Raw genomic sequence first — 22,243 nt, forward strand, 5'->3', positions numbered from 1 at the left:
ATTTCGCTGGCACCAATGTAACGAAGAATTGCGTGGTTGGTAACGTTTTTCTCAGAATTGGGTTCAGGCTTCAGACCTGAACCACCTCTGCATTCTTGGCACGCAGTTCCTCCTGCCGCTGTGCCTCCGTTTTGCCATCGGCATCGGGAATCTGGGCTGCCATCAAACGCAGCCATTCCATCAGCTGTTCCAGTTGCTTCTCCATGGGGAGAACACCAAGACCGCGGGCCATCACCTTGTGCTGGATGCCGCTGCCGGCCTGATACACCAAGCGGCCATGCAGATGCTGGGGCAACCCCTGGCGCAGCAAACGGAACGCCGGTTCCTCCATGGGAGTTTCGAGCACGATGTTGGGCTTCTCCGGTTTGATCCTGGAGAAGCCGCACCGCTTTGCCAGCAGTTTGAGTTCCATCAGCTGGAGGAGCGACACCACGGCAGCGGGCAGCGCTCCGTAGCGATCGGCCCAACCCGCAGCCAGCTCCACCAGTGCCTCGGCGGTGAGGCAGTCGGCGGCAGCTCGGTAGGCCGCGATCTTCTCATCGGGATCAGTGATCCAGTCCGCAGGCACAAAGGCCGTGACGGGGAGGTCTACCTGGGTGTCTTCAACGCTGGGGATGTCTTGACCCTGGATTTCGGCCAGGGATTCCTGCAGCATCTCCATGTAAAGGTCAAAGCCGATAGTTTCCATCTGGCCGCTCTGCTGCACGCCAAGGAGATTTCCGACCCCACGGATCTCCATATCCCGCATGGCGAGCTGGTATCCACTGCCCAGTTGGGCGAACTCCTGAATGGCGCGCAGCCGCTGACGAGCGGTGTCGCTCAGCGATGCGTTGCCCGGATAGAACAACCAGGCATGGGCCTGAATCCCACTGCGACCGACCCGTCCCCGCAATTGGTACAGCTGGGCCAGGCCAAAGCGGTGGGCGTCCTCAATCAGGATCGTGTTGACACGAGGAATGTCCAGGCCGCTTTCCACAATCGTGGTGCAGAGCATCACGTCGGCTTCACCGGCGTTGAACGCCACCATGGCGTTCTCCAGTTCGCCCTCGGCCATCTGACCGTGAGCCACCAAAAGCTTCAGGCCTGGCAGCATTTCCCTTAGGCCTGCAGCCACCTCCTCGATTCCTTCCACCCGGGGAACCACATAAAACACCTGGCCCCCACGATCCAGTTCCTGGCGGATGGCGCTGCGCACCGCCTCCGGATCCAGAGAAGCCAGGTGCGTCTTGATCGGACGGCGCAGTGGCGGTGGTGTGGTGATCAGGCTCATCTCCCGCACCCCCGAAAGGCTCATGTAGAGCGTTCTGGGAATCGGCGTTGCCGACAGGGTCAGCACGTCGACGTCCTTCCGCAGCACTTTGATCTTTTCCTTCTGGTTCACACCGAAGCGCTGTTCTTCATCCACCACCAACAGACCAAGCTCTTGGAATGACGCTCCTTTGCTGAGCAGCTGGTGGGTTCCCACCACGGCGTCGATGGTTCCCTGCTTCAGGCCATCGAGAATGGATTTGCGTTCCGACGCTGTCCGGAAACGATTCAGCAGAGCCACCTTGATCGGATATGGCGCGAAGCGTTCCGAGAGCGTGCGCCAGTGCTGCTGAGCCAACACCGTGGTTGGGGCCAGCATCGCCACTTGCTTCCCAGCGGTGATGGCTTTAAAGATGGCGCGGATCGCAACTTCGGTCTTGCCGAAGCCAACGTCCCCGCACACCAGTCGGTCCATCGGCTCCTGCCGTTCCATGTCCCGCTTCACGTCGGCCGTGGCCTTCAGTTGATCCGGCGTCGGGTCATAGGGGAACGACTCCTCCATTTCCACCTGCCAGGGGCCGTCGGAGGGGAAGGCAAAGCCTGCGGCCTGTTGCCGTTCTGCGTACAGCTTCACCAGATCAAGGGCAACCTTGCGTACCGCCTTCTTGGCCCGTTCCTTGGCCTTGTTCCAGGCCGTGCCACCCATACGGTTGAGCTGCGGGGGTGTTTCACTCGTGGCCCGATAACGCCCAAGGCTGCCGAGTTGATCGGCGGCAACCCGAAGGATTCCATCGGCGTACTGCACCACGAGGTAGTCGCGTATGTCGCCTGACATCGCGAGTTTTTCCATGGCTTTGAAGCGGCCGATGCCATGGTTCCGATGCACCACGAAATCGCCCGGGCGCATCTTGTTGGGATCCACCGTGCGGCTGGCGGCCTTGCGACGACGGCGCACATAGCCACTGGAACTGAGGCTCTGCTGGCCAAAGAATTCACGGTCGGTGACCAGCGCAATCCGCCAAGCCGGCAGCTGCAAACCCTCAAGTTCGGCAGTGCCCCTCACCTTCAGGGCGACGGGGGTGTTCTGCTCAATCAGACGGGAAATGGCATTGCTGTCTCCCGCGTTCGGCACAAACCGACTGATGCAGTCGTGCTCCTCCAGCAGCGCAACCGCTCGGCTGGGTTGTGCAGACACCAACCAAACCGCGGTGCGTTCGGATCGAAATCCCTTGATCAGTTCCCCGAGTTTTCCGAATTGGTTGGGGTAGGCCGCAACAGGGCGGCTGGCGAGGTCAAAGCTGTTGGGGTGCTGGTCGACTTCGAGCAGTTCTGCCATATCAAAGCCATGGAAGACCTCCGTTAGGGCATAGGCGGCTTCAATCTCACGGTGCAGAACCGCTGGCCAGAGCCGATCACGATCGCCCTCGTCCAGACCCGCCTCTGCAGCCATGTCGTGGTGATGTTCCTCCACATGGCTGAGCCACTGTTTTCCGTGGGCTAGGCCCTGGCGTCGCTCATCGATCACCACTGTTGTGGTGTCCGGCAGGTAGTCGAGAAGCGAGGCGGGTTGCTCCCAAGCGAGCCCCATCAGCCGGCGCATTCCTTCCGGGGTCCCGCCGTTCAGAAGCTGCTCTGTGCCCTCGCTACCAAGCAATTGCTCTAGTCCATCGGGCATCGTCTCCCTGAGCTGGTCCGCAATCAGAGGCCCAAACCCTGTTGGTGTGAGTCGAAGCGCATCGACGGGATCCAGTGAGCGTTGGCTGGCGGGATCGAATTCCCGCAGTTTGTCGAGCTCCTCTCCGAAGAATTCGAGTCGAACAGGCAGCTCACTGCTCACCGGGAAGATGTCGACGATGTCGCCGCGACGGCTCCAGCTCCCCTCCTGCTCAATGGTGGTGACCCGCTCGTAGCCAAGTTGGGCCAGGGTCTCGCCCAGTGCCTCCAGATCAACCTCATCCCCTTTGCGCAAGGTGCGCGTTTTTGTTTTCAGAACATCCGGCGGGGGGAGATGGGGCTGCAAACAACGTTCCGTGGCCACGATGGCCCAGGACGCCGCGTTGGGTTCCCCCAGCAGGTCACTCAGAACCTGAAGTTGCCCCCAGATGATTTCACTTGTGGGATCGAAGGGTTCATAGGGAGAGCCTTCGCTGGTGGGGTACAGGCTGGCCTGGCTCCATCCCATTAATTCCAACAGCGCTGTCCAGCGTCCCGCTTCCTCAAGCGTTGGCACCACCACGAGCAGAGGTGCGCCCCGCCGCTGTGAGAGCGCGCTGGCCACCAGAGCTCGGCTGCAACGACCAGCCCCGCGCATCAGCAAACGTTCGGGGCGGCTTGAGCGCTCATCAAGCTCACCGGTGAGTGCAGTTTCCTGCAACTTGGTCACCAGGGAACGGAGCGGCATGGAGCAGGCCTCGGCAATCCATGATCTTCGCAATAAGGTGCCTGCAGCTGCGTTTCACCGGTCGATGCCGCGCTACCGCTGCCCCTCCTGCTGTTGCGGCCGGGCCTTGGTGTTGCATCCACCCAAGGGGGGTGTTCTGCTCTGCTCCAGCTGCGCGACACCGTTGCAGCGTCAGCCCCTGGTCCGGCCCATTCCGCTGCTGGTGTTGCTGACTGTGGGCGGCGTGCTGGTTGCTTCCTCGGTCCCGATCCTGTTCACCCCCGAACCAGCTCCCAGCTCAAGGCGCGAAAAACTGGCCTGAGGCGGGGTTTTCGGTTCAATACGTCGGTATTGGTGACTTCATGACCCTCGGCCGTTTTCTGATTTTCTTCGTGATCGGGCTTGTGCTCGCCCTCACCATTCCTCAGTTGACCTGGTTGCTTTGGCCTCTGGCAGCTTCAGCGCTTTTTGTTGTTGTGCAACTGATTCGCTCCTGAATTCCGGTGCGTTTAAGGCCGAACCGGCGCTCAAGACAACCAGCAGGCATCCACTGAAAAGGTGAGCACGTCGTGGGCATCACGATGGTCTCCCGACGTAATGGCAACACAGGCCAGCTGACCATCGTCAAAACAAGTTTTCGACTTGAGCACAAATTTGGCGGCGTCACTGTGGGACCAGACCGCTAGACCCTGCTGTTGGGCTTCGTCGTTGTAGATGTCCCAGAGCTCTGAGAAACGTTCTGCCTCCGGACCCTGCCGAAATTCATTGAGGGCTTCATCAGCCCCGACTTCACGAAAGCGATCCAGAAACGACCGCATCAAGGGATCATCGATCACGTTGCTGGTGGCGATGGCACCAGTGATGCCGCGAACTGAGGTACGAACTACCCGGTTGGGTTCGGTACGTGCATCAATGATGACGACGGGGCATTGGAGATCCCAAGTGCTGCGATTTCTGAGTTCACGGCCCGCTTCGGACATGTCATCCCGAAGCTCATTGATCAGCTGCCGTACAACAAGGGTGGGGTCATCCATGACTGACCTTATCGCAAGTGCAGCTGGTGGATTTTGCAGGTTAAAGATTCAAAACGTTGATATATCAGGTGACATTCAGGCCAAAAACGCTCACAAGGAGCATCCGCCTCAGCTGGTTATCGATTCCTCGTGGTTTGGCCAATCACCTTGGTCTAAAACGCGCTTACGGGATTGCAGGCCTCAAGTAATTTATCTGCACTGAAAAGCATGCTGTATAATTCTTCCAGAGAAAGTGAGATCCATCACAACGGCAATATCTTCAAAGACATCAAGCCATAAATCTGATTATTTGGCTAAAGCTGCGGAGTACTACTCACGAGCCAAGCTATTGATCGAAGTCGATCAAGACTGGCAGGCCTCAGGCTCCATGATCCTCAAAGCGCTTGCCGAGGAGAGGAAGTCTGAAAATACTGGTCTTCAGGTGATGAATGTAATCAAGTACCAAAAGCCCAAAACGAAACTGGAGTTCAACTTCCGCAGTTGAGTTATTAGCTGAGCATCCCTTCGCGACAGAGCTCTGATCTTATTACCGCCCCATAGGGGCCATTCCCCCCTTCAGGAAAGAAGCGGAGGGAACGACCTGGCTGCGCAGAGTGTGTAGACGATTCACCCTGCTGCAATCGGCATGGACGCCGTATAAGTCCCTGCCGCAAAACCGTTGTAGGCCACTAGCTTCGACCCTTCCTGAGTATTGATTCTTATTTGGCCTGGCTGAGCGTCTGCTCTTCCAGCAGCATGTTGAACTGCAGAAGCTGTTCATCACTGAGTTGTTGACGACTGGTCGCCCCCAGTTGTTGTTGGAGAAAGGTCCTGGCTTGATCGGAGCTCCAGCCCAGCTGCTTCAACATTGCGTCTCCTTGTTGAAGCAGATCACCACGACGGATGGGTGCTGGTGCCGTGGACGAGTCGTCGTTGGCTTGGATCAACTTCAACTGACGCAGATAGGCCACCAGATCGGCATAGCGCGTGAGCTTGTGGCGGCTGCCGAGACCGAAGGCCCGTGTCAAATACTCCTGCTCCTGCTCTCGAGACCAACCAATGCGTCTGATTTCCATATCAATGGCGGTCAGCTCATCACTCCAGTCGTCAGGATCCGTTGGTGTTTCAGAGGGGGCGTTGTCAGCAGGGGTGACGGGGACCTGATGGGTGGCAGGGGGCAGTGGAGCAGACGAGGGCTGGGTCTGCTCAATTTTTCTCGGCCGCTCCACGGGTACCTGCTTCGGATTTGGCTCATCCACCTGGGGGGCTTCAGGGCGAGCTGAATTCACGGGCTGTTGTGGCCCCTCAGTGGACCCCAGCCTGGAGTTCAGGCGTCGCAACGCTCTCTCCTCAGCCTCTTCAGCAGTGGCGGCTTCACCGAGGGAGCTGCCCTGCAGAGAACCGTCGAGCCAGGCCTCGACCCGCACGATGCATCTCAAGGTGTCGACGTGACACAGCTCGGCCCGGATCTGCATCGCAATGGAACAGCGCTTGCACTTTCTAGGCTGCCGCGATGGACATCACTTCGCTTCCCTCACTGTCGGATTTCTTCGAAGGTGCCGATCAATGGGGTGAGGTTTTGGCCCTGCTGCCTGTTCTTGTACTTCTGGAGCTGATCCTGTCGGCTGACAATGCCGTGGCCCTCGCGGCCATCGCCCGCAGCAGCCGCCAACCGGAGCGGGAAGGCCTTGCCCTCAACCTGGGCATTGGCATTGCACTGGTCTTGCGGATCGCCTTGATCGTTGTGGCCCAGTGGGTGTTGCAAAACGCCTGGGTGCAACTCCTCGCTGCGGCCTATCTGGTTTGGCTGGTGGTTGATCACTTCAACAACCGATCAGGAGATGATGCCGAGTCCAGCGAAGGACATGAATCCAACGGTCTGTCTCGCCCGTTTCTGAACACGGTTTTGCTGCTGGCATTCACAGATCTGGCCTTCTCCATCGATAGCGTCGCCGCAGCCGTGGCCATCAGTGATCAGATTGTGTTGATCAGCACAGGTGCCTTCATCGGCATCGTGGCACTGCGCTTTACATCCGCCCTGTTTATCCGCTGGCTTGATCTGTATCCACGGCTTGAGACGGCTGGGTTTCTCGCCGTTGCTTTCGTGGCGCTGCGCTTGATTGTTCATGTTGTCGTGCCCAGTCTGAATCAACCCGATTGGCTCACCTTGGTGGTGGTGCTGTTGCTGTTTTCCTGGGGAATGTCGATCCGCAGCAAGGAACTCGATCAGGACGAAGGCCATGCTTGTTGAACTTCGCCATATCAGTGGAGACCGTTTGCTCCATCGCGTTGATCTTGAGGATCCGCCACAACCGGGGCGATGGCTTGTTGTGGAACAGCAATCCTTCCTCGTGATGCAACGTCTTCACCGTTACGCCCTTCGCAACGGTCGCTATGTGATGGCCTCAGTGGCCCTGTTGGTGAAACCCCAGACGCGTCCCGCCGATGCAACACCCTGGAGACATGGCTGGGTGATCGGTGATCCCAAATGCCGTTTCAATGCCCGTAGTCCTTTGCTCCGCTGTGCTGTGTGGCCGGAAGGCCCCTGCGAGAACTGCAGCCACCGTGAACTTCGCTGATTGATGAAACCGGACTGGCTCACTGGGCGACTCTGTGCTGGCCATGGCGTCGCCTCCGGAACAAGCAACGATTCACCGTATCCGGATGGCACGATTCGAATGCAATTCCCCGTGTTCCAGTCCTTAGGGCTGGACCTTTCGGGCTGTTACTTCGGCACGCTGAATCTCGACTTTGCCCCCCTCGAGGTTTCACTTTCAAATCCAGATCACCTGTTTGAAAAGGTGCGATGGACCGACCTCCACCCCCCCGAAACGTTCTCGTTCTGGAGTGTTCAGATCAAGACGCCCCAAAGTGAGGTTGTGCACGGCTGGATTTATTACCCCCACCCCGAGACAAAGTTGCGCCATTGGCAACCGCCGACAACGTTGGAATTGCTTGCACCGCGATTATGCGGAGTGGAAACAGGCGGCACCATTCATCTCTGTGATCAAGGCCAACGGATCAAACTCATCGATACGGTTCGCCTGCGCGCAAGGTTGCTGGAATTTCTCAAATTCAGAGTTCTGGCCTCGCAGCAAACATTTTTTGAAGCTGACACCCTGTTGAAGCGCCAACAATGGCTCTCGACGATGTTCCCGGATGCTCTTCAGCTCTCCGAGCAGGATCTCGATCGGGTCTGGACTCAAGCGCGGATGTTGTATACGGAATCCTGAATCAACCTTCGCCCAATCGATCTCCGGGAGTGGCGTTGAGTTGCTGCAACAGTACTGGGGCTGTGCTGCGTGCTTTCCCTTCCAGCTGTGCCTCCCGGATCAGAAGGGGACAGCCTGAACTGCTCACCACAAGCCCCAGATCTTCAATCACTGCAAGGATCGTCCCTGGGGGATGCCCGCCGGTGGGCCATTGGCCCACGAGGTTGCGTCCCTCAGGACTGAGTTGATCCTGCAGGCGCTCGATCAACGGCTCCGTGCGCAACACCTTCAGGCGTTTGCCCTGCCACTGGGTGAACGCTCCGGGATGAAGCCCCATCACCTTGCGATGAATGCTGAGAGCAGGGGCAGACCAATCCAATTGGAAATCCTGCTTCTCCAGCATGCGGGCATAGGTCGACCCCTCGGCCTGAACCCGCACGTTGAGCCTTGCCAATCTCTCGTCTACTGGACCCGGTCCCGACGCTTCAATCAGCGGCATCGCCTGAACCATCAGCTCTGCAGTGAGAGCACTGAGCCGTTCAGCCAAGGCGACGGAAGGTTCCAGCAGCTGGATCGGGGTGCGTTGCTCGAGCAGAACCGGACCAGTATCGAGCCCTTCTTCCATGGCCATGATCCCCACACCCGTTTCCTGATCCCCTTCGAGCAGGGACCACTGGATGGGCCCTGCACCGCGCCAACGCGGTAGCAGTGATCCGTGGCCGTTCCAGCAGCCCAGAGGAGGCTGCTCCAACACATCCTTGGGAAGGATTTGTCCGAAGGCTACGACCACAGAGGCATCAGCACCGAGTGCAGCGAGCTTGGCTTTGCAATCGTCGTCCCGTCGGATCCGTTCAGGGGTGAACACAGGAAGACCGAGTTGTTCCGCCCTCGCCTTCACCGGTGATGGAACCAGCTGTTTGCCTCGACCCCGCCGACGATCTGGCTGCGTGACGACCCCAACGATGGTGTGGCCCGCATCATGCAGTGCATTAAGGGTTGGCACCGCATAGACCGGTGTCCCCCAGAACAGAATCTTCAACGTCAGGCTTCGCCGGTGATGGAGAGTCCATCCACCCAAACATGAGGGGAAACGCCTCGGTGGGTGATTTCAGAATCAGCTTCCAGATGAGCAATGCCGTTGAGAACAGAGCGGATGTCACCGGCAACCGTTGCTGCTTCAACGGAAACCCGTTCGCCGTTGTTCACCAACCATCCATCGAAGGGCAAGGAGAAGGATCCCTGGGTGGCTTTCACACCGGCGTGAAGCGCTGACAGATCCTCAATCAGCACGAAGGGGCCTGACTCGGTGCGGTGGTTGAGGCTGTCACCGCTGCTCACCTGCGGGTTGGAACCAACCACGAACCAGTCTGGACCCACCGAAACCTTGGCTCCAAGTCCAGCGTGGCCGGTGGGTTGAACACCGAAGGCTCTGGCCGTGGCTTCCGAGTGAAGGAAATTCCGCAGGGTTCCGCCCTCAATCAAAGAGAGACGCCGGGTTGGTGTTCCCTCGCCATCGAAGGCTGCCGCACTGATGTGTCCGGGGTGGAGGCCGTCATCGTGGAGGTTGAAGAAGGGAACCGCCACATCGGATCCAATCGAATCCCGCTGGCTCAAGCTCACCCCATCGAGCACTGAACGCGCATTGAACATGCTGCTGAAGGCACCAAGCAGTGAGAGAAAGGCCTCGGGTGTGAAGCAAACGCGGTAGCTCCCGGTTTCGATCGGTCGATAATTCAGATGGCTGACGGTGCGATCAACAGCCTCGCTGATGCAGCCTTGAACATCCAGTTCGATGCTGCCAAGACCCAAACGAATAGCTCCTCCACTGCGGGGCTTACGACCTGTTTCTTCCGCCCTCGCGTAGAGATACAGGCTGGCTTGGGTGCGCTCCATCTGGCGCAGTGCTCCCTCACTGTTGAGATAGAGGCTCTGGGACAGGGATTCCGCCAGTCCGTTGTAGGGGACGGTCTGGATCGCAGGGTGACGACCCAACAGATCGGCTTCCGCATCCCGAAGGGTGTCCAGCAGGGGGAGGATTCCTTGGCGTGGTTGAAGCGGGCGATCGAGCTCGGGGAGTGGAGCTGTGGCGAGGGGGGAGAACTCAGGGATGTCCTCGGGATTGCCAAAACGGCTGGCCGTATGGGCTCCCACCAGGGCTTGTTCCAAGCCGCTATCGGAGAGGTCGGTGGTGCTGGTGATGCCTACCAGGCCATCGCTGTTCCAAACCCGGACGGTGATGGAGCTCCGCTGCGAAGCCTTGAGTTGTTTGGCTTCACCACGATCCACCTGAACGGAGCAATCGTCATTGCAGGCGGCACCAAGATCCCAACGACGAATGCCTTCACGCGAGGCGAGGGTCTGAAGGCGATCCCTGAGATCCGTGGCGTTAAGGCTGTTGTTGCTGCTCATCATCAACGGCCCCCCACCGTGATCGAATCAACTTTGATGTGGGGTTGGCCCACGGTGACGAACACACTTCCACTCACGGATCCGCAGAACCCGGCAGCCAGTTCCAGATCGTTGGCGCACATGGAAATGCGTGGCATCACCTCCTTGGCATCACCGATCAACGTCGCCCCTTTCACCGGTTTGGTGAGTTTGCCGTTCTCAATTAGATACCCCTCTTCAACGGAGAAATTGAACTGACCTGTCGGGCCGACGCTTCCTCCACCCATGGCCTTGCAGTACAGGCCTTGATCGACGGATTCAATCAACTGCTCAGGGGTATGCGGACCGGCGTCGATGAAGGTGTTTCGCATCCGGCTCGCAGCTGCAAAGGCATGGCTCTGACGCCGGCCGCTTCCGGTGCGTTTGTGGCCCGTGCGCAGTTCACCGGCCCGGTCACTGATGAAGCGTTGGAGCACCCCGTCTTTGATCAGCACGGTGCGCTCAGGTTCCATTCCCTCGTCATCCATCGAGATGGAACCGAAGGATCCACCACTCAGCCCTTCATCGATGGCAGTGACTGCAGGGTGAGCGATCAGTTCACCAACCCGGTCTGCGAAGGGCGTGGTGCCCCGTTCAATCTGGGTTGTTTCGAGCAGGTGGCCGCAGGCCTCGTGGAAAATCACGCCACCGAACCGGTTGGCGAGAACAGCCGGCATCTGTCCGGCATCCACGTAGTCGGCCCGCAACATCGTTCCAGCGCTGTTGCACACTTCAGCTGCACTGGCTTCGGAATCCCAGTCCCGAAGATCGTCTGGACGATCAGAACTGCCATAGCGGCGGCCAATGCTGGATCGGTGATCGCCGTCGGCGGCAAGAACGGAGAGACCGGTCGACTGATGCAGGCGGATGTCGCGGGCAAAAGTGCCATCGGTTGCAGCCACCAGTACTTCCTGCCAGTCGCGGGCGTAACTGCCACGGCGCACCTGCAGGTGCTGACCAAGACGATTGAGATGGTCTGTGCCTTCGAGCAGGCACTGGCTGGCCTGATCCAGGGATGGGCAGCGTTCCAGCCAGTCGGCTTTGTTCAAGCCGTGGTCGGTCAGCTTCTTCAACCCTTCAAAAGCTGAAGGGGACGTGAACTGTTGCGCCTCAAGACCGAGCATGGCGAGGGCCTGATCGAGGGCGCGCTGGAGGCCAGCTTCGCTGAGATCATTGGTGCTGACGAAGCCATCACGGCCATCACGGAACACCCTGAGGCCAGCTCCACGGGCGAACGACGGGTTCACACTGGTGATCCGATCCTGTTCGGCAAGCAAACCGATGTGGTCGGTGCGCTCAAGAAACACCTCCACCAGGTCGGCTCCTGCTGAGCTACCACGGTGCAGCAAGGACTCCAAGAGTCCTTGCCACTGATTCGAAAAGGCGTTGGTCAAGAAATCTCCTCGATTGGGCCGGGGGAGTCCCCTCAGCGCACAGCTGGCTGGAAACGATCGCTGTCGATCGCTGGCATAAGGAACAGCTTGGCCATCTCGGCACCGTTTCCGATCCAGAAGGGCAGCTTGCGAAGCACTTTCAGAGGAGCGATGGCATCGCTGGCATCAGCCTTGTCCAATGCGGCGTTATTGGCCACCAGCCGTTCGAGGCGTGTCCAGAACTTGTCGTTGTTCACATCAAGAACAACGGGGAAAACGCGCGCAGACGTTTCGTTGGTCTTCTCGATCACCATCTTGTCGTAGGTGCGAGCATCCAATCCGAGAGCCTCGTAGAACTCCTTGCGGGCCACGTCGCGCACGTACATGGTGGCGAACACCGCAAGCAGGAAGAAGCGGCACCAGAGTTTGGCGATGGGGCCACGAACCGTGTCTGGTTGGGCCTTCATCAGGGCATCAAAGAAATCACCATGTCGGTTTTCGTCCTGACACCAGTTCTCAAAGAAGTTGAAGATCGGGAAGATCTTGCTGTCGGGGTTCTTTTCGAGGTGGCGGTAAATGGCGATGTAACGCCAGTAGCCGATCTTTTCAGACAGGTAGGTGGCGTAGAAGATGAATTTCGGCTTGAAGAACGTGTAGTCCTTGTTCGCGGTCAGGAACCCGAGATCAAGCTGCATGCCGAAATCACTCATCGACTTGTTGAGGAAGCCGGCGTGGCGAGCTTCATCCCGAGCCATGTGAGCAAAGCACTCGGCCAGAAGAGGGTTCTTCGCCTTAATGCGGCGGCTGAGTTCCTTGTAGAGCAGGAATCCTGAAAATTCCGATGTGCAGCTCTGCTCAAGGAATTCGATAAACACCTTGCGGGTTTCAGGATCCAGCTTGTCCGCAGCACCCTCGAACTCCTCGTTACGAACGAAGTGGTGGCGGTTGTAATCCTTCCTGAACTCTTCACAGATAGCTTCAAGTTCAGCCTCATTGGGCTGAAGGTCCATTGCCGCCATCGCTTCGAAATCGGTGGTGTAGAAGCGAGGGGTCAGGATTGTGTCCTTGACAGGATCCTTGATGGCTACAGCGCTGCCTTCGGCCACGGCGGTGGGAGGGACCATCAGATGCGGTTCACGATCTTGCCAATGTAGGCGTGTCAGCCCAACCCCCGAGGCCGAGCCGGGCGGTTAGTTACCTCCCAGCCACTTTTGGCCGTTGAGCCGTTGCAAGAGACGGGAAACGAGCAGGGGCAAAGACATCCGCTTCTCATCGATCAGAAAGCTCTCCAGCAGCGTTGGCTCGCTGCCGGCATCAGCCAGGGCAATCACTTTGGCGCTGTTGATGTCGGCCTTGGAGAAGCAGACCCAGAAGCGGCGGCCCCCTGGAAGCTCACCAACCACCATTGGACATTCACCACCGACAACGGGACGCTGCCCATCCACGCGCTCGAGCCGATCAGCGGTGATGTCATGTTCGGCAAACTGTTTGGCGACGGCCGGCAAAAACAGTGTGTCGATGAATTCAGGGAAGGGCTTGTCCTCCGGCTTGGGCGGCTTCGCTTTCGGCGCCGCTTTGGCAGGGGCCTCTTGACCTGAAGACTGCTTCTCGACTGGGGTTTCGCTCACCGATCCAGCATTGCTGGCGCAACTGTAAGCAGCTTGGTGCGCTGCTTACCAGTTCGCCTCCGGATCATCTCCCCAATCACTGAACTCCTGAGAAGGAGAGCCCATGGCTGAAGTGCTTGATGAAGCGTCTGACTGCGGGGGGACTGACGAAGGGCGTTGAATCACGCGGTAGGCCACAGACACCGTTGGAGCCGGTTCTCTCACATCTCTTTCGGGGCCTGGGTTTGTGCTGGATCTGGGTGTCGGTTCGTAGTCGGTGTAGCCCCTCTCCTCAAACTCCGGCTGAACAGGGGAACGCCTCTGGCGACTCAGAGGACGCTCCACTGGGGAGACCAAAACCGCTGCGACAGCGGCTCCGGCCGCACCACCAACGCCAGCTAGCGCTGTCCACGCCCCAACGGGGAGCGGAGGTGTTGTCCAAACCAGCAGACGGATCCGGGTCTTCTCTCCGACATTGGTGGCCGAAAGAACCAGCAACGCCAGCAGTGGCGCCAGGCAGGGAATCAGCAGCAACCGCTGAAACATGCTCATTCCAGGGGGCCCTGCCAGCGCTTCAGGGGTGCAAGGTCCTCCTCCAGGCCGTCGAACAGGCGCACCACCAGAAAGTCCACCATCTCCTCCAAGGAATCGGGCCGGGTATACCAGGCCGGAATGGGAGCGGCAATGGTGGCTCCAGCTTCAGCGAGGCCGGTGAGGTTGCGGAGGTGAATCAGGTTGAAAGGCATCTCCCGGGGAGCAATCACCAGGGGCCGACGCTCCTTGAGATGCACATCCGCACAACGTTCGATCAGATCTGCGGCGATACCGGAATGGATCCGCCCGACGGTTCCCATGCTGCAGGGAACGATGACCATCGCCCGAGTTCTGTAGCTGCCACTGGCAATGCAGGCAGCCTGATCATTCCAGCGATGACAGGTGAGCTCGCCACTCTCAACCGACAGCCTCTCTCGCCAGAACGCACGTTGTTTCAGAGGATCAACAGGGATCGTCAGGCCCTGTTCCGCACGAAACACCTCATGGGCACCATGGCTGAGCACAAGATGCACCGAGCGCCCGCGCTGCAGCAGCAGCTGTAGGGCACGCTCGGCCAGGGGTTGAGCGGATGCACCGGTGACTGCCAGAACGTAGGGATGCATCACTCAGCGCTCGCTGAGGGCAACGGGCAGCGGCGCTGAGGATTCAGGTTCCGTGGAGCCATTGGAACCCTGGCTGATGACCTCAAGGTCGATCTGGTTGCGCAGAACATCCACATTGATCACGCGCACCTGTACGGCGTCGCCAAGTTGATAGGTCTGACGGTTCTTGCGCCCGACCAAGCGATTCTGGCGTGATCTGTATTCGTACCAGTCATCGTTGAGGGAGCTCACATGCACCAGCCCTTCAACGCGACTTTCACCAACTTCCACGAAAAAGCCATAGCTCTGCACACCACTGATCCGCCCTTCCACCTGTTCGCCGATCAGGGGTTGGGCTGAACGGGCCTGGATCATCGAAAGCAGATCCTTTTCCAGTTCCAACACCTGACGCCGTCGCGTGTTGAGCCGCTGCACGGTGCGCTCGTTCACCAATCCGTTCAACTTCTCGTCTTGGGATGCGGTGAACAGGGGCCACGTGAGATCAGCACCGGCACCCTTGAGGCCAAGCTTCAGACGGGTCTTATGACGGACGGTTGGACGATCCTTGGCATCGGTCAGCAGCGCAACGATCACCTGTTGATTCACCAAGTGGGCGTAGTGCTGGGTGGCACAGGTCCATGGGGTCAGTGAGCTGTTCCGGCTTGACGCAGCAACCTCGTCCCCATCGGAATCTGCTGCCGCAGTGGGGGCCTCTGTGGATGCCACGAGGGTGAGAGGTGGCAGGGCGTGACTGAGTTGTTGTTCCAGCACCCGGCGCTGACTGCTGTCTTTGAACACCTGAACCAGCTCCGAAGCTGATGGACAGCCGTCGTCATCCAGTTCAAGGGGAAGATCCAGGGCAATGGCTGTTTTCGCCACATCGGTAAGCACGCTGCCATCGGGTTCATCCGCCTCGATGGTGATGCCCGGCAATTGGAGCTCGAGACGTTGTGCTGTCCATGCACGGTCGGCGGCCCTCAACAGAGGCTGAAGGAACGCATGGGGGTCGACCGGGTTGAACGCATCAACCCAGCGATGCCGCAACCCGGAGGGATCTGCGCTGCACAGGTCACCAAGGGCCTCCAGCTGCGGAGGGCAGAGATCGAGTTGCACATCCCCTTTGGCACGCTCCTGCTCCAACAACAGCGTGCTGCAGAAGCGGAGGGTCTCCAACTGACCGAGCTGGTCTTTAATCGGCTTGAGAGCGGTCGGAACGCTGCGCGCCTTGGGTTTGCGTTCCGCCAGGGCGATCAACTGATCGGCGCTCACCTCGGCGACGGGGCGCACCGAGCTGAGCATGAACTCCCAGTCGCTCACCTCACCGTTGGCAGAGACGTCGAGCCGAACGCTGATGGCATCAGCCTCGGATCCGGCCGAGAAGCTGGTGGCCTTGTGGAGGGCCGGAGTCAGCAGAGGTTGCCAGACTTCACCGAGGCAAAGGGCTTCACCACGGTCCCGCAGGCAGGCATCGAGGCTGTTGCCCAGACCGATCCGCTCGCCCACGCTGGGCGCGTGGACCCAGAGGCGGCAACCGCCGTCCCTCGCTTCAACGTGCACGGCAGGCAACCCCGGTGCATCGTCCTGACTCCATCCTTTGAGAAGCAGCGACGGTTGTGCGGTGAAATCGACCCGGCCCTTGGACGCAGGGGTTTTGCCTGAGCTTCTGGGTGCCACTGGACGGTCCTGAAGACCAACCTTGGTCAGCAGCAGGTCCCGGTCGGCTGCTGGTCCGCCATTGAGCGGGAGAGATCGCACAACGTGGCCGGCCGCAGGATGCTGAGCCACGGGATAGCGATCGATGTGCACCTCGACAACGCTGGAGACCTCATCACCGGGCAGATGCTTGGAATCCTCAGCTGGCAGCTCAATGCCGGCAAGCACTCTGTCGTCCAAGGGGGAGGCGAGCAGCTGGTCGCTCTGCTGCTCCACCTGAGCCAGGAGAGATTGCGTGGCCCGCTCCAGGATGCATTGCACACCTCCTTCAGGAGAGCGGCGGCGTCCGCCCTCCCGCGTCACCCGCACCAGCACACGATCGCCATTCCAGGCGTGGTTCAGCTGATGGTCACGGATGTAGATGTCCTCGCCGCCGTCATCGCGAATGGCGAAGCAGAAGCCTTTGCTGCTGCAACGCAGGCGAGCATCAATCAGATCACTCTCCTGGGGCCGTGTGAGACCACCCTCACTGGTCTTTTCGATCACACCGATTTTCATCAGTGATGAAACGGCAAGCTCAAGCGCCGCTTTATCCGTCTTGTTGCTGAGCTTGAGGATCTTGGCCAGTTGGTCGGGCTCAGAGGAGTGCTCCGTTGAGAGCTGATCCAGCAGATCGGCAACCGTAAATTTCATCGTGGCGTGCGCAGAAACCGACCATCAGGGCCGGGAGAGAGGGAAGGGGTGGTCGACGCTCTTCAGCAGGCCGTGCAGAGTCAGCCCTTCAAGGATCACTTTAGGACTCAGAAGTTTGATCCCCGTCCGAGTTGGCTTCAACATCACGGACGAGAGGAACCAGCAAGCGGCCACCGATCACGAGGAAACCCACGGAAGCCAGCAGTTGAAGCAGATCGCTGGGAATCACGGTTGCAACGGAACCACCGGCGAAGGCCCCCAGCAAACTGGCCAGAACCAACGCCGATGATGAGCCGAGAAACACGGCCAGGGGGCGATTGGACGTACCGCTGATGGCAACGGTGGCCAGTTGGGTCTTGTCACCGAGTTCGGCCAGGAACACGGTCAAGAACGTGGAGATCAGAAGGGGAAAATCCATCGTCAGCTCGCTGCATTGAGCCAAAGGGAGCTGGCGGCCTGAAGACCGAGCCAGATGCCGAGCGCCACCATCAGCACCCCAGCCATCAGTTCAAGACGCTCAGGCGGAAGGGTTTTGGCCAACCATTGACCGACGAGAACGCCCACAAGACTGGATGAAATCAACGCCAGCGCGGCACCGATGAACACCAGAACAGGAGAGCCGGACTGGGCCGAGAGCAACAGCGTTGCCAACTGGGTTTTGTCGCCCAGTTCAGCCACAAACACTGTGGTGAAGGTGCTGAACAGCACGGCAGCAAAGCTGCGCGACTCAGGGCTTGTTTGCTCACTCGTCAACAGAACCTCCCGAGGTCTGAGCGCGCTTGAACCTACGCATCACGCCACTGCGGCCGCCATAGGTGCTGCGGATCTGTTGTTGGCAACAGGTGATGGTGAAGGCATCGAACTGATCATCGGGAACGTCAAAAAGACGGCCCAGACCACTGACACGACAAAAATCAGGACGCTCCTCATAAATCCTGCAGCGCTGACTGCCCGTGTCGTAGTGGATGCACCAACCGTCAGGGCCAACCATGGCCAGATATGTGCGTTGTTGCTCGTCGTTCAAGGCCGCCAGGGCATCAGCCCGTTCCTCCGGAGCGAGTCGGCAACAGGCTCCACAGTGTTTGATGCAGGACCATTGCGGCGTCTCACGGCTCATGATTGAAGCTGTGACAAGCCATCACAGAGATCAGAACCAATCCGTCGCTCCTGGGTCAGAGCCCCGTAGCCTGGGAGGCGTAACGATTTTGGACAGCGCTGCATCGCCATGGGCTTTGACATTCACCTGATCGCCAACTTTGCCGCCCTGGCGATGATCACCATTGCCGGACCCGCTGTCATCTTCATCCTCTTCTACCGCCGCGGCGCACTCTGATCGCCTCGTTTCAAGGACGTAGCCCCAATCCCAGGCAGGCTTCCTCGATCAACTGAATCACCCGCTGATCCCTCGCCAGGTCGTTGTCGCTGGTGAGGGATTGTTCTTGTTGAATGCTCGCCTGAAGCGTCTCACCCTCGCCATTGGTGAGCTTCAGACCTGAACTTTCCGTCAACTGGGCGGTGTATTGCCGTGTCCCGCGGTCGATCAACACCAACTCCGTATGTGCACGGATGGCCTTGAGCTCCAGCTGCAGCCGCTGTTCACCCTGCCAACGGTTGATCGAAATGCTGTAAGCCACGTCACAACATGCGGGAACAGGCGCGGCTGGATCCCATCGCCAGGCGATGGCGCGACGCTCACTTTCACCCTGGCGCAGCGTCAGGGCCAGGTGTCCTCCTTTGAGGTCGCGCCGATCCTCAACGCTCACCCCCCGTGACCAGAACTGCGGTTTGGGATGACCAATGCCGAAGGGGGCCAGGGATTGCAGGTGGCGCCACATATCCCAGTTCACATCCTTCAGGTGCAGCAGAGCATCAGGTTGCACGGGACGCCCCTGGGCCTGGGTCATCAACCAGCCATCGGCTTCGGCGCAGAGGCGCTCATGCAGGGCATGCACGAATTCCGCTTTAACGGTGAACCCCCCGGCAGCGGGATGGCCTCCAAAGCGGGTCAGTAGATCACTGCAATTGGAGAGGGCACGATCCACCGCGAAGCCGATGGGTCCCCGTACCGAAGCCCGCAGACTTCCATCTCCATCACCGGCCAGAAGAGCGGTGGGGCGGTGGTAGCGCTCCATCAGCCGTGCAGCAACAATGCCAATCACCCCGTGGTGCCAGTGGCTTTGCGCCAACAGCAGGAATGAGGGGAGAGTGTCACTGGACTCCGCTTCCACCAGCGCCACGGCCTCCGCTTCAATCGCGTCGCAGAGATCCCGTCGCTGGCGGTTGTAATCATCACAACGGCGCGCGAGGGCCATGGCTGAATCGGGATCTTCAGCCGTGAGCAGATCCACCACAAGCCTCGGTTCCCCAAGGCGGCCCACTGCATTGATGCGCGGTGCAAGCTGAAACCCGATGTCTTCTGCCGTCAGCGGACGTTCCCCGAGACCCGCCAGGCGCTGAAGCGCTTGCACGCCCTTGCACTCGGAGCGATGCAGATGGTTCAGCCCCTCCAGCAACCAATTGCGGTTAGCCCCCACCAGAGGAGCCATATCGGCCACCGTGCCGATGCAAAACAGATCCCGGGCCACGCGGATGGCTTCTGGTTTGTTCAGAACATCGGCAACGGCATGGGCCAGCACATAGGCCAGCCCCACACCGGCGAGTCCGCGGTAAGGCGAGCCCTCTGGGGTGGTGGACGGATGAATGAGCGCTGTCATGGGCGGTCGTTGCGCCGGGATCGTGTGGTGATCGGTCACGATCACCTGCATCGACAAACTTGCGGCCAGTTCGAGGGCTTCCCTCGCGGCAACACCGTTATCAACGGTGACCAGCAATCGCACGCCATCGTCGTAGAGCCGCTGCACCATGGCGGGATTGAGGCCATATCCCTCCTCCATCCGCGAGGGGATAGCGGGTTCCGGCTCAGCACCCAACGGGGCCAACGCCCGCAGTAACAACGCAGTGCTGGTCATCCCATCGGCGTCGTAATCACCACAGATGGCGACGCGTTCACAGGAACGGCAGGCCTTTACCAAGCGCGTACAGGCCTGCTCGAGATCGGGGAAATGATCACGTGTAGGCGGTAGATCACCAGGGGAGAGAAAGCTCTCGGCCTCGGATGTGGAACTGAATCCCCTGCGCCGCAGCACACAGCGCAGCGACAGCGGCAAATCAAGCCCTTGCAATGGCGATGGTTCCACCACGGCTGGAAGGGACCAGGACCAATGCAGCGGAACAGCCGGCAAGGGAACGCAACAGGCGGTGATGTCCCAGCATTGTGCCGTTGCTGCTCCTCAAGGTGAACAGGCTTTCAGCGGTCTTCTGGGATGTGGATGGCACCTTGGCCGACACGGAAATGGACGGTCATCGACCGTCCTTCAACATGGCCTTCCAGGAACTGGATCTTCCCTTTGTTTGGGATGAAGCGCTCTACAACAGGCTGCTGGCGATTCCTGGCGGGCTGCGCAGGGTGAAACTCCACGCTGAAACATGTGGGGTGCATCTCAGCCAGAACCAACTGGACCAAGTGCGTGATCGCAAACGCGTCCATTACCTGGAACGGGTCCGCCAAGGACATGTGCATCTCCGTCCCGGAGTGAAGAGGCTTTTGCAGGAGTTGAACAGGGCCGGCGTGCAGCAGTGGATCGTCACCTCCAGCGGATCGGCGTCGGTGATGGCTCTGCTGGAACAGATCCAGAAGCAAATCCCCAGCTTCGATGGGGTGGTCACATCGGATGACGTTGCTTCGGGAAAGCCAGCACCGGACGGCTACCGACTCGCTCTCGAACGCAGTGGGGCCAACAGTGCTGCCAGCCTTGCCATCGAAGATTCTGCGGCAGGTCTTTCGGCGGCAAGAGCCGCAGGTCTGCGTTGTCTGCTGACCCCTTCCCCCTGGGATGCCGATGCTCTACGTGAGTCCGGAGGCGAGGCTGCTGCGGTGTTGAATCACCTGGGGGACCCTGGACAGCCAGCAACCGTGCTTTCCGGTGCCTCTTGCCATGAGGGGGCAGTAACGCTGAAGTATCTGGAGTTCCTGCTGTCGGTGCCGGATCGATGAGCTCAATCCAGCGCACACGTCTGGCGGGGCTTCAGAACGCGTGGGGCGCTGGGATCCGGCGGTCCTGGTCTGGCCCCTGGTGGCGCCGCAGCGCTTCGTTGTTGCTGCTGCTGCTCGGATTTTTCATTGGCAGCAACCTTCCCGTCTACATCCTGGATGCTGTTGAACTCAGGACGTCCACAGCGTTCTATGCCCTCATCGCCTGTGAATTGATGGTTCTTGGGCGCCGTCGTCTTCCCTGGCTGGACAACCTCCGGCTTGGATTCGTTTACGCCGTTGTTCTGGAGGCGTTCAAAGTTGGATCCTGAGGGCCAACGCGTCATCCCCAGCAAGGATCAGCAGCGGTTGCTGCACCATCTCGAGTTGGGCGACCTTCCGAGTTGGTCTGCACTGCAGCGCAACTCTGGGTGGCATCGGGTCGCCATCGATCACTGGCATCCTCACGCGACACCGGATTGGCTGTGGTCTGTTGGTCTGCCGCTTTTGAACCTGGGCCAGCAATGGCAGGGACAACGCCGACTGCTCGGATTCAGTGCTTTGCCAGGTTGCGGGAAAACCACCCTGGGGCAGTGGATTGAAGCTGCCGCACGGGCACTTCACCTCTCGATCCAGGTGGTTTCGCTAGATGACTTTTATTTCGAGGCCGAACGGCTTGATGCGGCAATGCAGGGCAACCCCTGGGGTGTGCCTCGCGCGCTTCCTGGCAGCCATGACCTGGAGCTCCTGCAGGAGTGTCTTCAGACATGGCGACAGGGTGAGAACGTTCTGATGCCCTGCTTCGACAAAGCCAAACGCCATGGCCGAGGAGATCGAAGCGGTTGGCGCCGTTGCGATGCCGACTTGCTGATTTTTGAGGGTTGGTTTGTGGGCTGCAGCCCAAATGACGACGCAACTGCGGATGAGCCCCATCTCGAGAGCCCCCTAACGGCGCAGGAGTGGGAGTGGCGCCTGAAGCTGCAACCCGTGCTCGCCCACTACGAACCCACCTGGAGGTGTTTCGATCAACTCTGGCAACTGCGAGCGACCGACTTCAACGCTCCTTGGCGATGGAAGCGCCAACAGGAAGCCACCCTTGAAGAGGAACGCTGTGCGTCGCTGTCGAATGCCGAATTGGATCGTTTTATCCGCATGATTCTCTGCTCGCTGCCATCGAGCAGTTTTCACACCATGCGAGCGGATGTTGTTGTGGAGGTGGATCCGGATCGAACTCTGCGGCGGATCCACCTCCCGAGTTCGACTCAGGATTCGCCGTCTTCAGACTCACTCACCGGATAAACAAAACCCTGGGCGCGGCCACTCAGCACAGACTTGCCGATGGACATGGCGCGCTGGGCGGCAACGGCTGCCTTGGCCTTCCAGGTGGCGCTGCGCTGGTTGCGCTTGGCCTTGGATGTTTTCTTCTTCGGGACGGCCATTGCGCCTGGTTAATTTCCAAACCGAGATTGTC

The 22,243-nt window shown here is 59.5% G+C and carries 26 protein-coding genes; 10 read left to right on the forward strand and 16 right to left on the reverse strand.

Features of this window, described 5'->3' with window-relative positions:
- Nucleotides 1–70: 70 nt before the first annotated feature.
- Nucleotides 71–3,649, reverse strand: a complete 3,579-nt coding sequence (gene mfd, locus DXY03_RS02815) for a transcription-repair coupling factor (RefSeq protein WP_115009014.1) — start codon at nucleotides 3,647–3,649, stop codon at nucleotides 71–73.
- A gap of 37 nt (nucleotides 3,650–3,686) precedes the next feature.
- Here mfd and DXY03_RS02820 point away from each other — a divergent pair, with 37 nt between their 5' ends.
- Together DXY03_RS02820 and DXY03_RS12700 are read left to right on the forward strand one after the other, a co-directional pair.
- A complete protein-coding gene (locus DXY03_RS02820) occupies nucleotides 3,687–3,950 on the forward strand; it encodes a hypothetical protein (protein WP_244272224.1) in 264 nt (87 codons plus the stop codon).
- A 40-nt stretch (nucleotides 3,951–3,990) separates the two neighbouring features.
- Nucleotides 3,991–4,125, forward strand: coding sequence for a hypothetical protein (locus tag DXY03_RS12700; protein ID WP_006851938.1), 135 nt, complete (start codon nucleotides 3,991–3,993; stop codon nucleotides 4,123–4,125).
- Between the two features lie 30 nt (nucleotides 4,126–4,155).
- On the opposite strand, the gene DXY03_RS02825 is transcribed toward DXY03_RS12700, so the two are convergent.
- Nucleotides 4,156–4,662, reverse strand: a complete 507-nt coding sequence (locus DXY03_RS02825; RefSeq protein ID WP_115009015.1) for a hypothetical protein — start codon at nucleotides 4,660–4,662, stop codon at nucleotides 4,156–4,158.
- Between the two features lie 289 nt (nucleotides 4,663–4,951).
- Between DXY03_RS02825 and DXY03_RS02830 the strand changes: the two genes are divergently transcribed.
- Nucleotides 4,952–5,146 carry a hypothetical protein gene (locus tag DXY03_RS02830; RefSeq protein WP_115009016.1) on the forward strand — a complete coding sequence of 65 codons (195 nt, stop codon included), beginning with the start codon at nucleotides 4,952–4,954 and terminating at the stop codon, nucleotides 5,144–5,146.
- Between the two features lie 214 nt (nucleotides 5,147–5,360).
- Here the strand turns inward: DXY03_RS02830 and DXY03_RS02835 are convergent, their stop codons facing one another.
- Entirely contained in the window at nucleotides 5,361–6,116 is a 756-nt protein-coding gene (locus DXY03_RS02835) for a hypothetical protein (RefSeq protein ID WP_115009017.1), read from the reverse strand.
- A gap of 38 nt (nucleotides 6,117–6,154) precedes the next feature.
- Between DXY03_RS02835 and DXY03_RS02840 the strand changes: the two genes are divergently transcribed.
- The 3 genes from DXY03_RS02840 to DXY03_RS02850 are packed head-to-tail and all read left to right on the forward strand — an operon-like array spanning nucleotide 6,155 to nucleotide 7,874.
- A complete protein-coding gene (locus tag DXY03_RS02840) occupies nucleotides 6,155–6,892 on the forward strand; it encodes a DUF475 domain-containing protein (RefSeq protein WP_115009018.1) in 738 nt (245 codons plus the stop codon).
- Nucleotides 6,882–7,220 (forward strand): DUF6464 family protein, encoded by a 339-nt coding sequence (locus DXY03_RS02845; protein ID WP_115009019.1) that lies wholly within the window; start codon nucleotides 6,882–6,884, stop codon nucleotides 7,218–7,220. Before DXY03_RS02840 ends, DXY03_RS02845 begins: the two co-directional genes overlap by 11 nt.
- Before the next feature lie 3 nt (nucleotides 7,221–7,223).
- Nucleotides 7,224–7,874, forward strand: coding sequence for a hypothetical protein (locus tag DXY03_RS02850; protein WP_115009270.1), 651 nt, complete (start codon nucleotides 7,224–7,226; stop codon nucleotides 7,872–7,874).
- 1 nt (nucleotide 7,875) lies between these two features.
- Here DXY03_RS02850 and fmt read toward each other — a convergent pair whose 3' ends face one another.
- From fmt to DXY03_RS02905, 11 genes are all read right to left on the reverse strand, one after another.
- A complete protein-coding gene (fmt, locus tag DXY03_RS02855) occupies nucleotides 7,876–8,892 on the reverse strand; it encodes a methionyl-tRNA formyltransferase (protein ID WP_115009020.1) in 1,017 nt (338 codons plus the stop codon).
- Nucleotides 8,893–8,894: 2 nt separating this feature from the next.
- Complete coding sequence (locus DXY03_RS02860; RefSeq protein WP_115009021.1) at nucleotides 8,895–10,265, reverse strand: TldD/PmbA family protein; 1,371 nt, start codon at nucleotides 10,263–10,265, stop codon at nucleotides 8,895–8,897.
- Nucleotides 10,265–11,674, reverse strand: a complete 1,410-nt coding sequence (locus DXY03_RS02865) for a TldD/PmbA family protein (protein WP_115009022.1) — start codon at nucleotides 11,672–11,674, stop codon at nucleotides 10,265–10,267. The genes DXY03_RS02860 and DXY03_RS02865 overlap by 1 nt, the downstream gene beginning before the upstream one ends.
- Before the next feature lie 32 nt (nucleotides 11,675–11,706).
- Complete coding sequence (acsF, locus tag DXY03_RS02870; protein WP_115009023.1) at nucleotides 11,707–12,777, reverse strand: magnesium-protoporphyrin IX monomethyl ester (oxidative) cyclase; 1,071 nt, start codon at nucleotides 12,775–12,777, stop codon at nucleotides 11,707–11,709.
- Nucleotides 12,778–12,843: 66 nt separating this feature from the next.
- Nucleotides 12,844–13,281, reverse strand: a complete 438-nt coding sequence (locus DXY03_RS02875; protein ID WP_115009024.1) for a DUF2996 domain-containing protein — start codon at nucleotides 13,279–13,281, stop codon at nucleotides 12,844–12,846.
- 45 nt (nucleotides 13,282–13,326) lie between these two features.
- Nucleotides 13,327–13,812: a hypothetical protein gene (locus DXY03_RS02880; protein ID WP_115009025.1), complete on the reverse strand. Its 486-nt coding sequence runs from the start codon at nucleotides 13,810–13,812 to the stop codon at nucleotides 13,327–13,329.
- Nucleotides 13,809–14,417, reverse strand: coding sequence for a flavin prenyltransferase UbiX (locus tag DXY03_RS02885; protein WP_115009026.1), 609 nt, complete (start codon nucleotides 14,415–14,417; stop codon nucleotides 13,809–13,811). The genes DXY03_RS02880 and DXY03_RS02885 overlap by 4 nt, the downstream gene beginning before the upstream one ends.
- Nucleotides 14,418–14,420: 3 nt before the next feature.
- Nucleotides 14,421–16,742 (reverse strand): RNB domain-containing ribonuclease, encoded by a 2,322-nt coding sequence (locus DXY03_RS02890; RefSeq protein WP_115009027.1) that lies wholly within the window; start codon nucleotides 16,740–16,742, stop codon nucleotides 14,421–14,423.
- 100 nt (nucleotides 16,743–16,842) lie between these two features.
- Nucleotides 16,843–17,160, reverse strand: coding sequence for a TMEM165/GDT1 family protein (locus DXY03_RS02895; RefSeq protein WP_115009028.1), 318 nt, complete (start codon nucleotides 17,158–17,160; stop codon nucleotides 16,843–16,845).
- A gap of 2 nt (nucleotides 17,161–17,162) precedes the next feature.
- Nucleotides 17,163–17,495 (reverse strand): TMEM165/GDT1 family protein, encoded by a 333-nt coding sequence (locus tag DXY03_RS02900; protein WP_115009029.1) that lies wholly within the window; start codon nucleotides 17,493–17,495, stop codon nucleotides 17,163–17,165.
- Entirely contained in the window at nucleotides 17,485–17,859 is a 375-nt protein-coding gene (locus tag DXY03_RS02905) for a YkgJ family cysteine cluster protein (RefSeq protein ID WP_115009030.1), read from the reverse strand. Before DXY03_RS02905 ends, DXY03_RS02900 begins: the two co-directional genes overlap by 11 nt.
- Nucleotides 17,860–17,967: 108 nt before the next feature.
- On the opposite strand from DXY03_RS02905, the gene psb30 reads away from it, so the two are divergent.
- The gene (gene psb30, locus DXY03_RS02910) at nucleotides 17,968–18,075 is read left to right on the forward strand and encodes a photosystem II reaction center protein Ycf12/Psb30 (protein ID WP_025362280.1); all 108 of its coding nucleotides are present in this window, start codon (nucleotides 17,968–17,970) and stop codon (nucleotides 18,073–18,075) included.
- A 10-nt stretch (nucleotides 18,076–18,085) separates the two neighbouring features.
- Here psb30 and recJ read toward each other — a convergent pair whose 3' ends face one another.
- Nucleotides 18,086–19,984: a single-stranded-DNA-specific exonuclease RecJ gene (gene recJ, locus DXY03_RS02915; RefSeq protein WP_115009031.1), complete on the reverse strand. Its 1,899-nt coding sequence runs from the start codon at nucleotides 19,982–19,984 to the stop codon at nucleotides 18,086–18,088.
- Nucleotides 19,985–20,016: 32 nt separating this feature from the next.
- On the opposite strand from recJ, the gene DXY03_RS02920 reads away from it, so the two are divergent.
- Genes DXY03_RS02920 through DXY03_RS02930 form a run of 3 tightly spaced genes read left to right on the forward strand, consistent with a single transcriptional unit; the run spans nucleotide 20,017 to nucleotide 22,071 of the window.
- The gene (locus DXY03_RS02920; protein ID WP_115009032.1) at nucleotides 20,017–20,796 is read left to right on the forward strand and encodes an HAD-IA family hydrolase; all 780 of its coding nucleotides are present in this window, start codon (nucleotides 20,017–20,019) and stop codon (nucleotides 20,794–20,796) included.
- Nucleotides 20,793–21,104 (forward strand): DUF565 domain-containing protein, encoded by a 312-nt coding sequence (locus tag DXY03_RS02925; RefSeq protein WP_115009033.1) that lies wholly within the window; start codon nucleotides 20,793–20,795, stop codon nucleotides 21,102–21,104. The genes DXY03_RS02920 and DXY03_RS02925 overlap by 4 nt, the downstream gene beginning before the upstream one ends.
- Entirely contained in the window at nucleotides 21,094–22,071 is a 978-nt protein-coding gene (locus DXY03_RS02930; protein WP_115009034.1) for a phosphoribulokinase, read from the forward strand. The genes DXY03_RS02925 and DXY03_RS02930 overlap by 11 nt, the downstream gene beginning before the upstream one ends.
- Here DXY03_RS02930 and rpmF read toward each other — a convergent pair.
- Nucleotides 22,035–22,211, reverse strand: coding sequence for a 50S ribosomal protein L32 (gene rpmF, locus DXY03_RS02935; protein ID WP_006851068.1), 177 nt, complete (start codon nucleotides 22,209–22,211; stop codon nucleotides 22,035–22,037). The genes DXY03_RS02930 and rpmF overlap by 37 nt on opposite strands.
- Nucleotides 22,212–22,243: the final 32 nt, after the last annotated feature.

This window comes from Synechococcus sp. N5, from assembly GCF_900473925.1.
In the GTDB taxonomy this organism is placed as follows: domain Bacteria; phylum Cyanobacteriota; class Cyanobacteriia; order PCC-6307; family Cyanobiaceae; genus Parasynechococcus.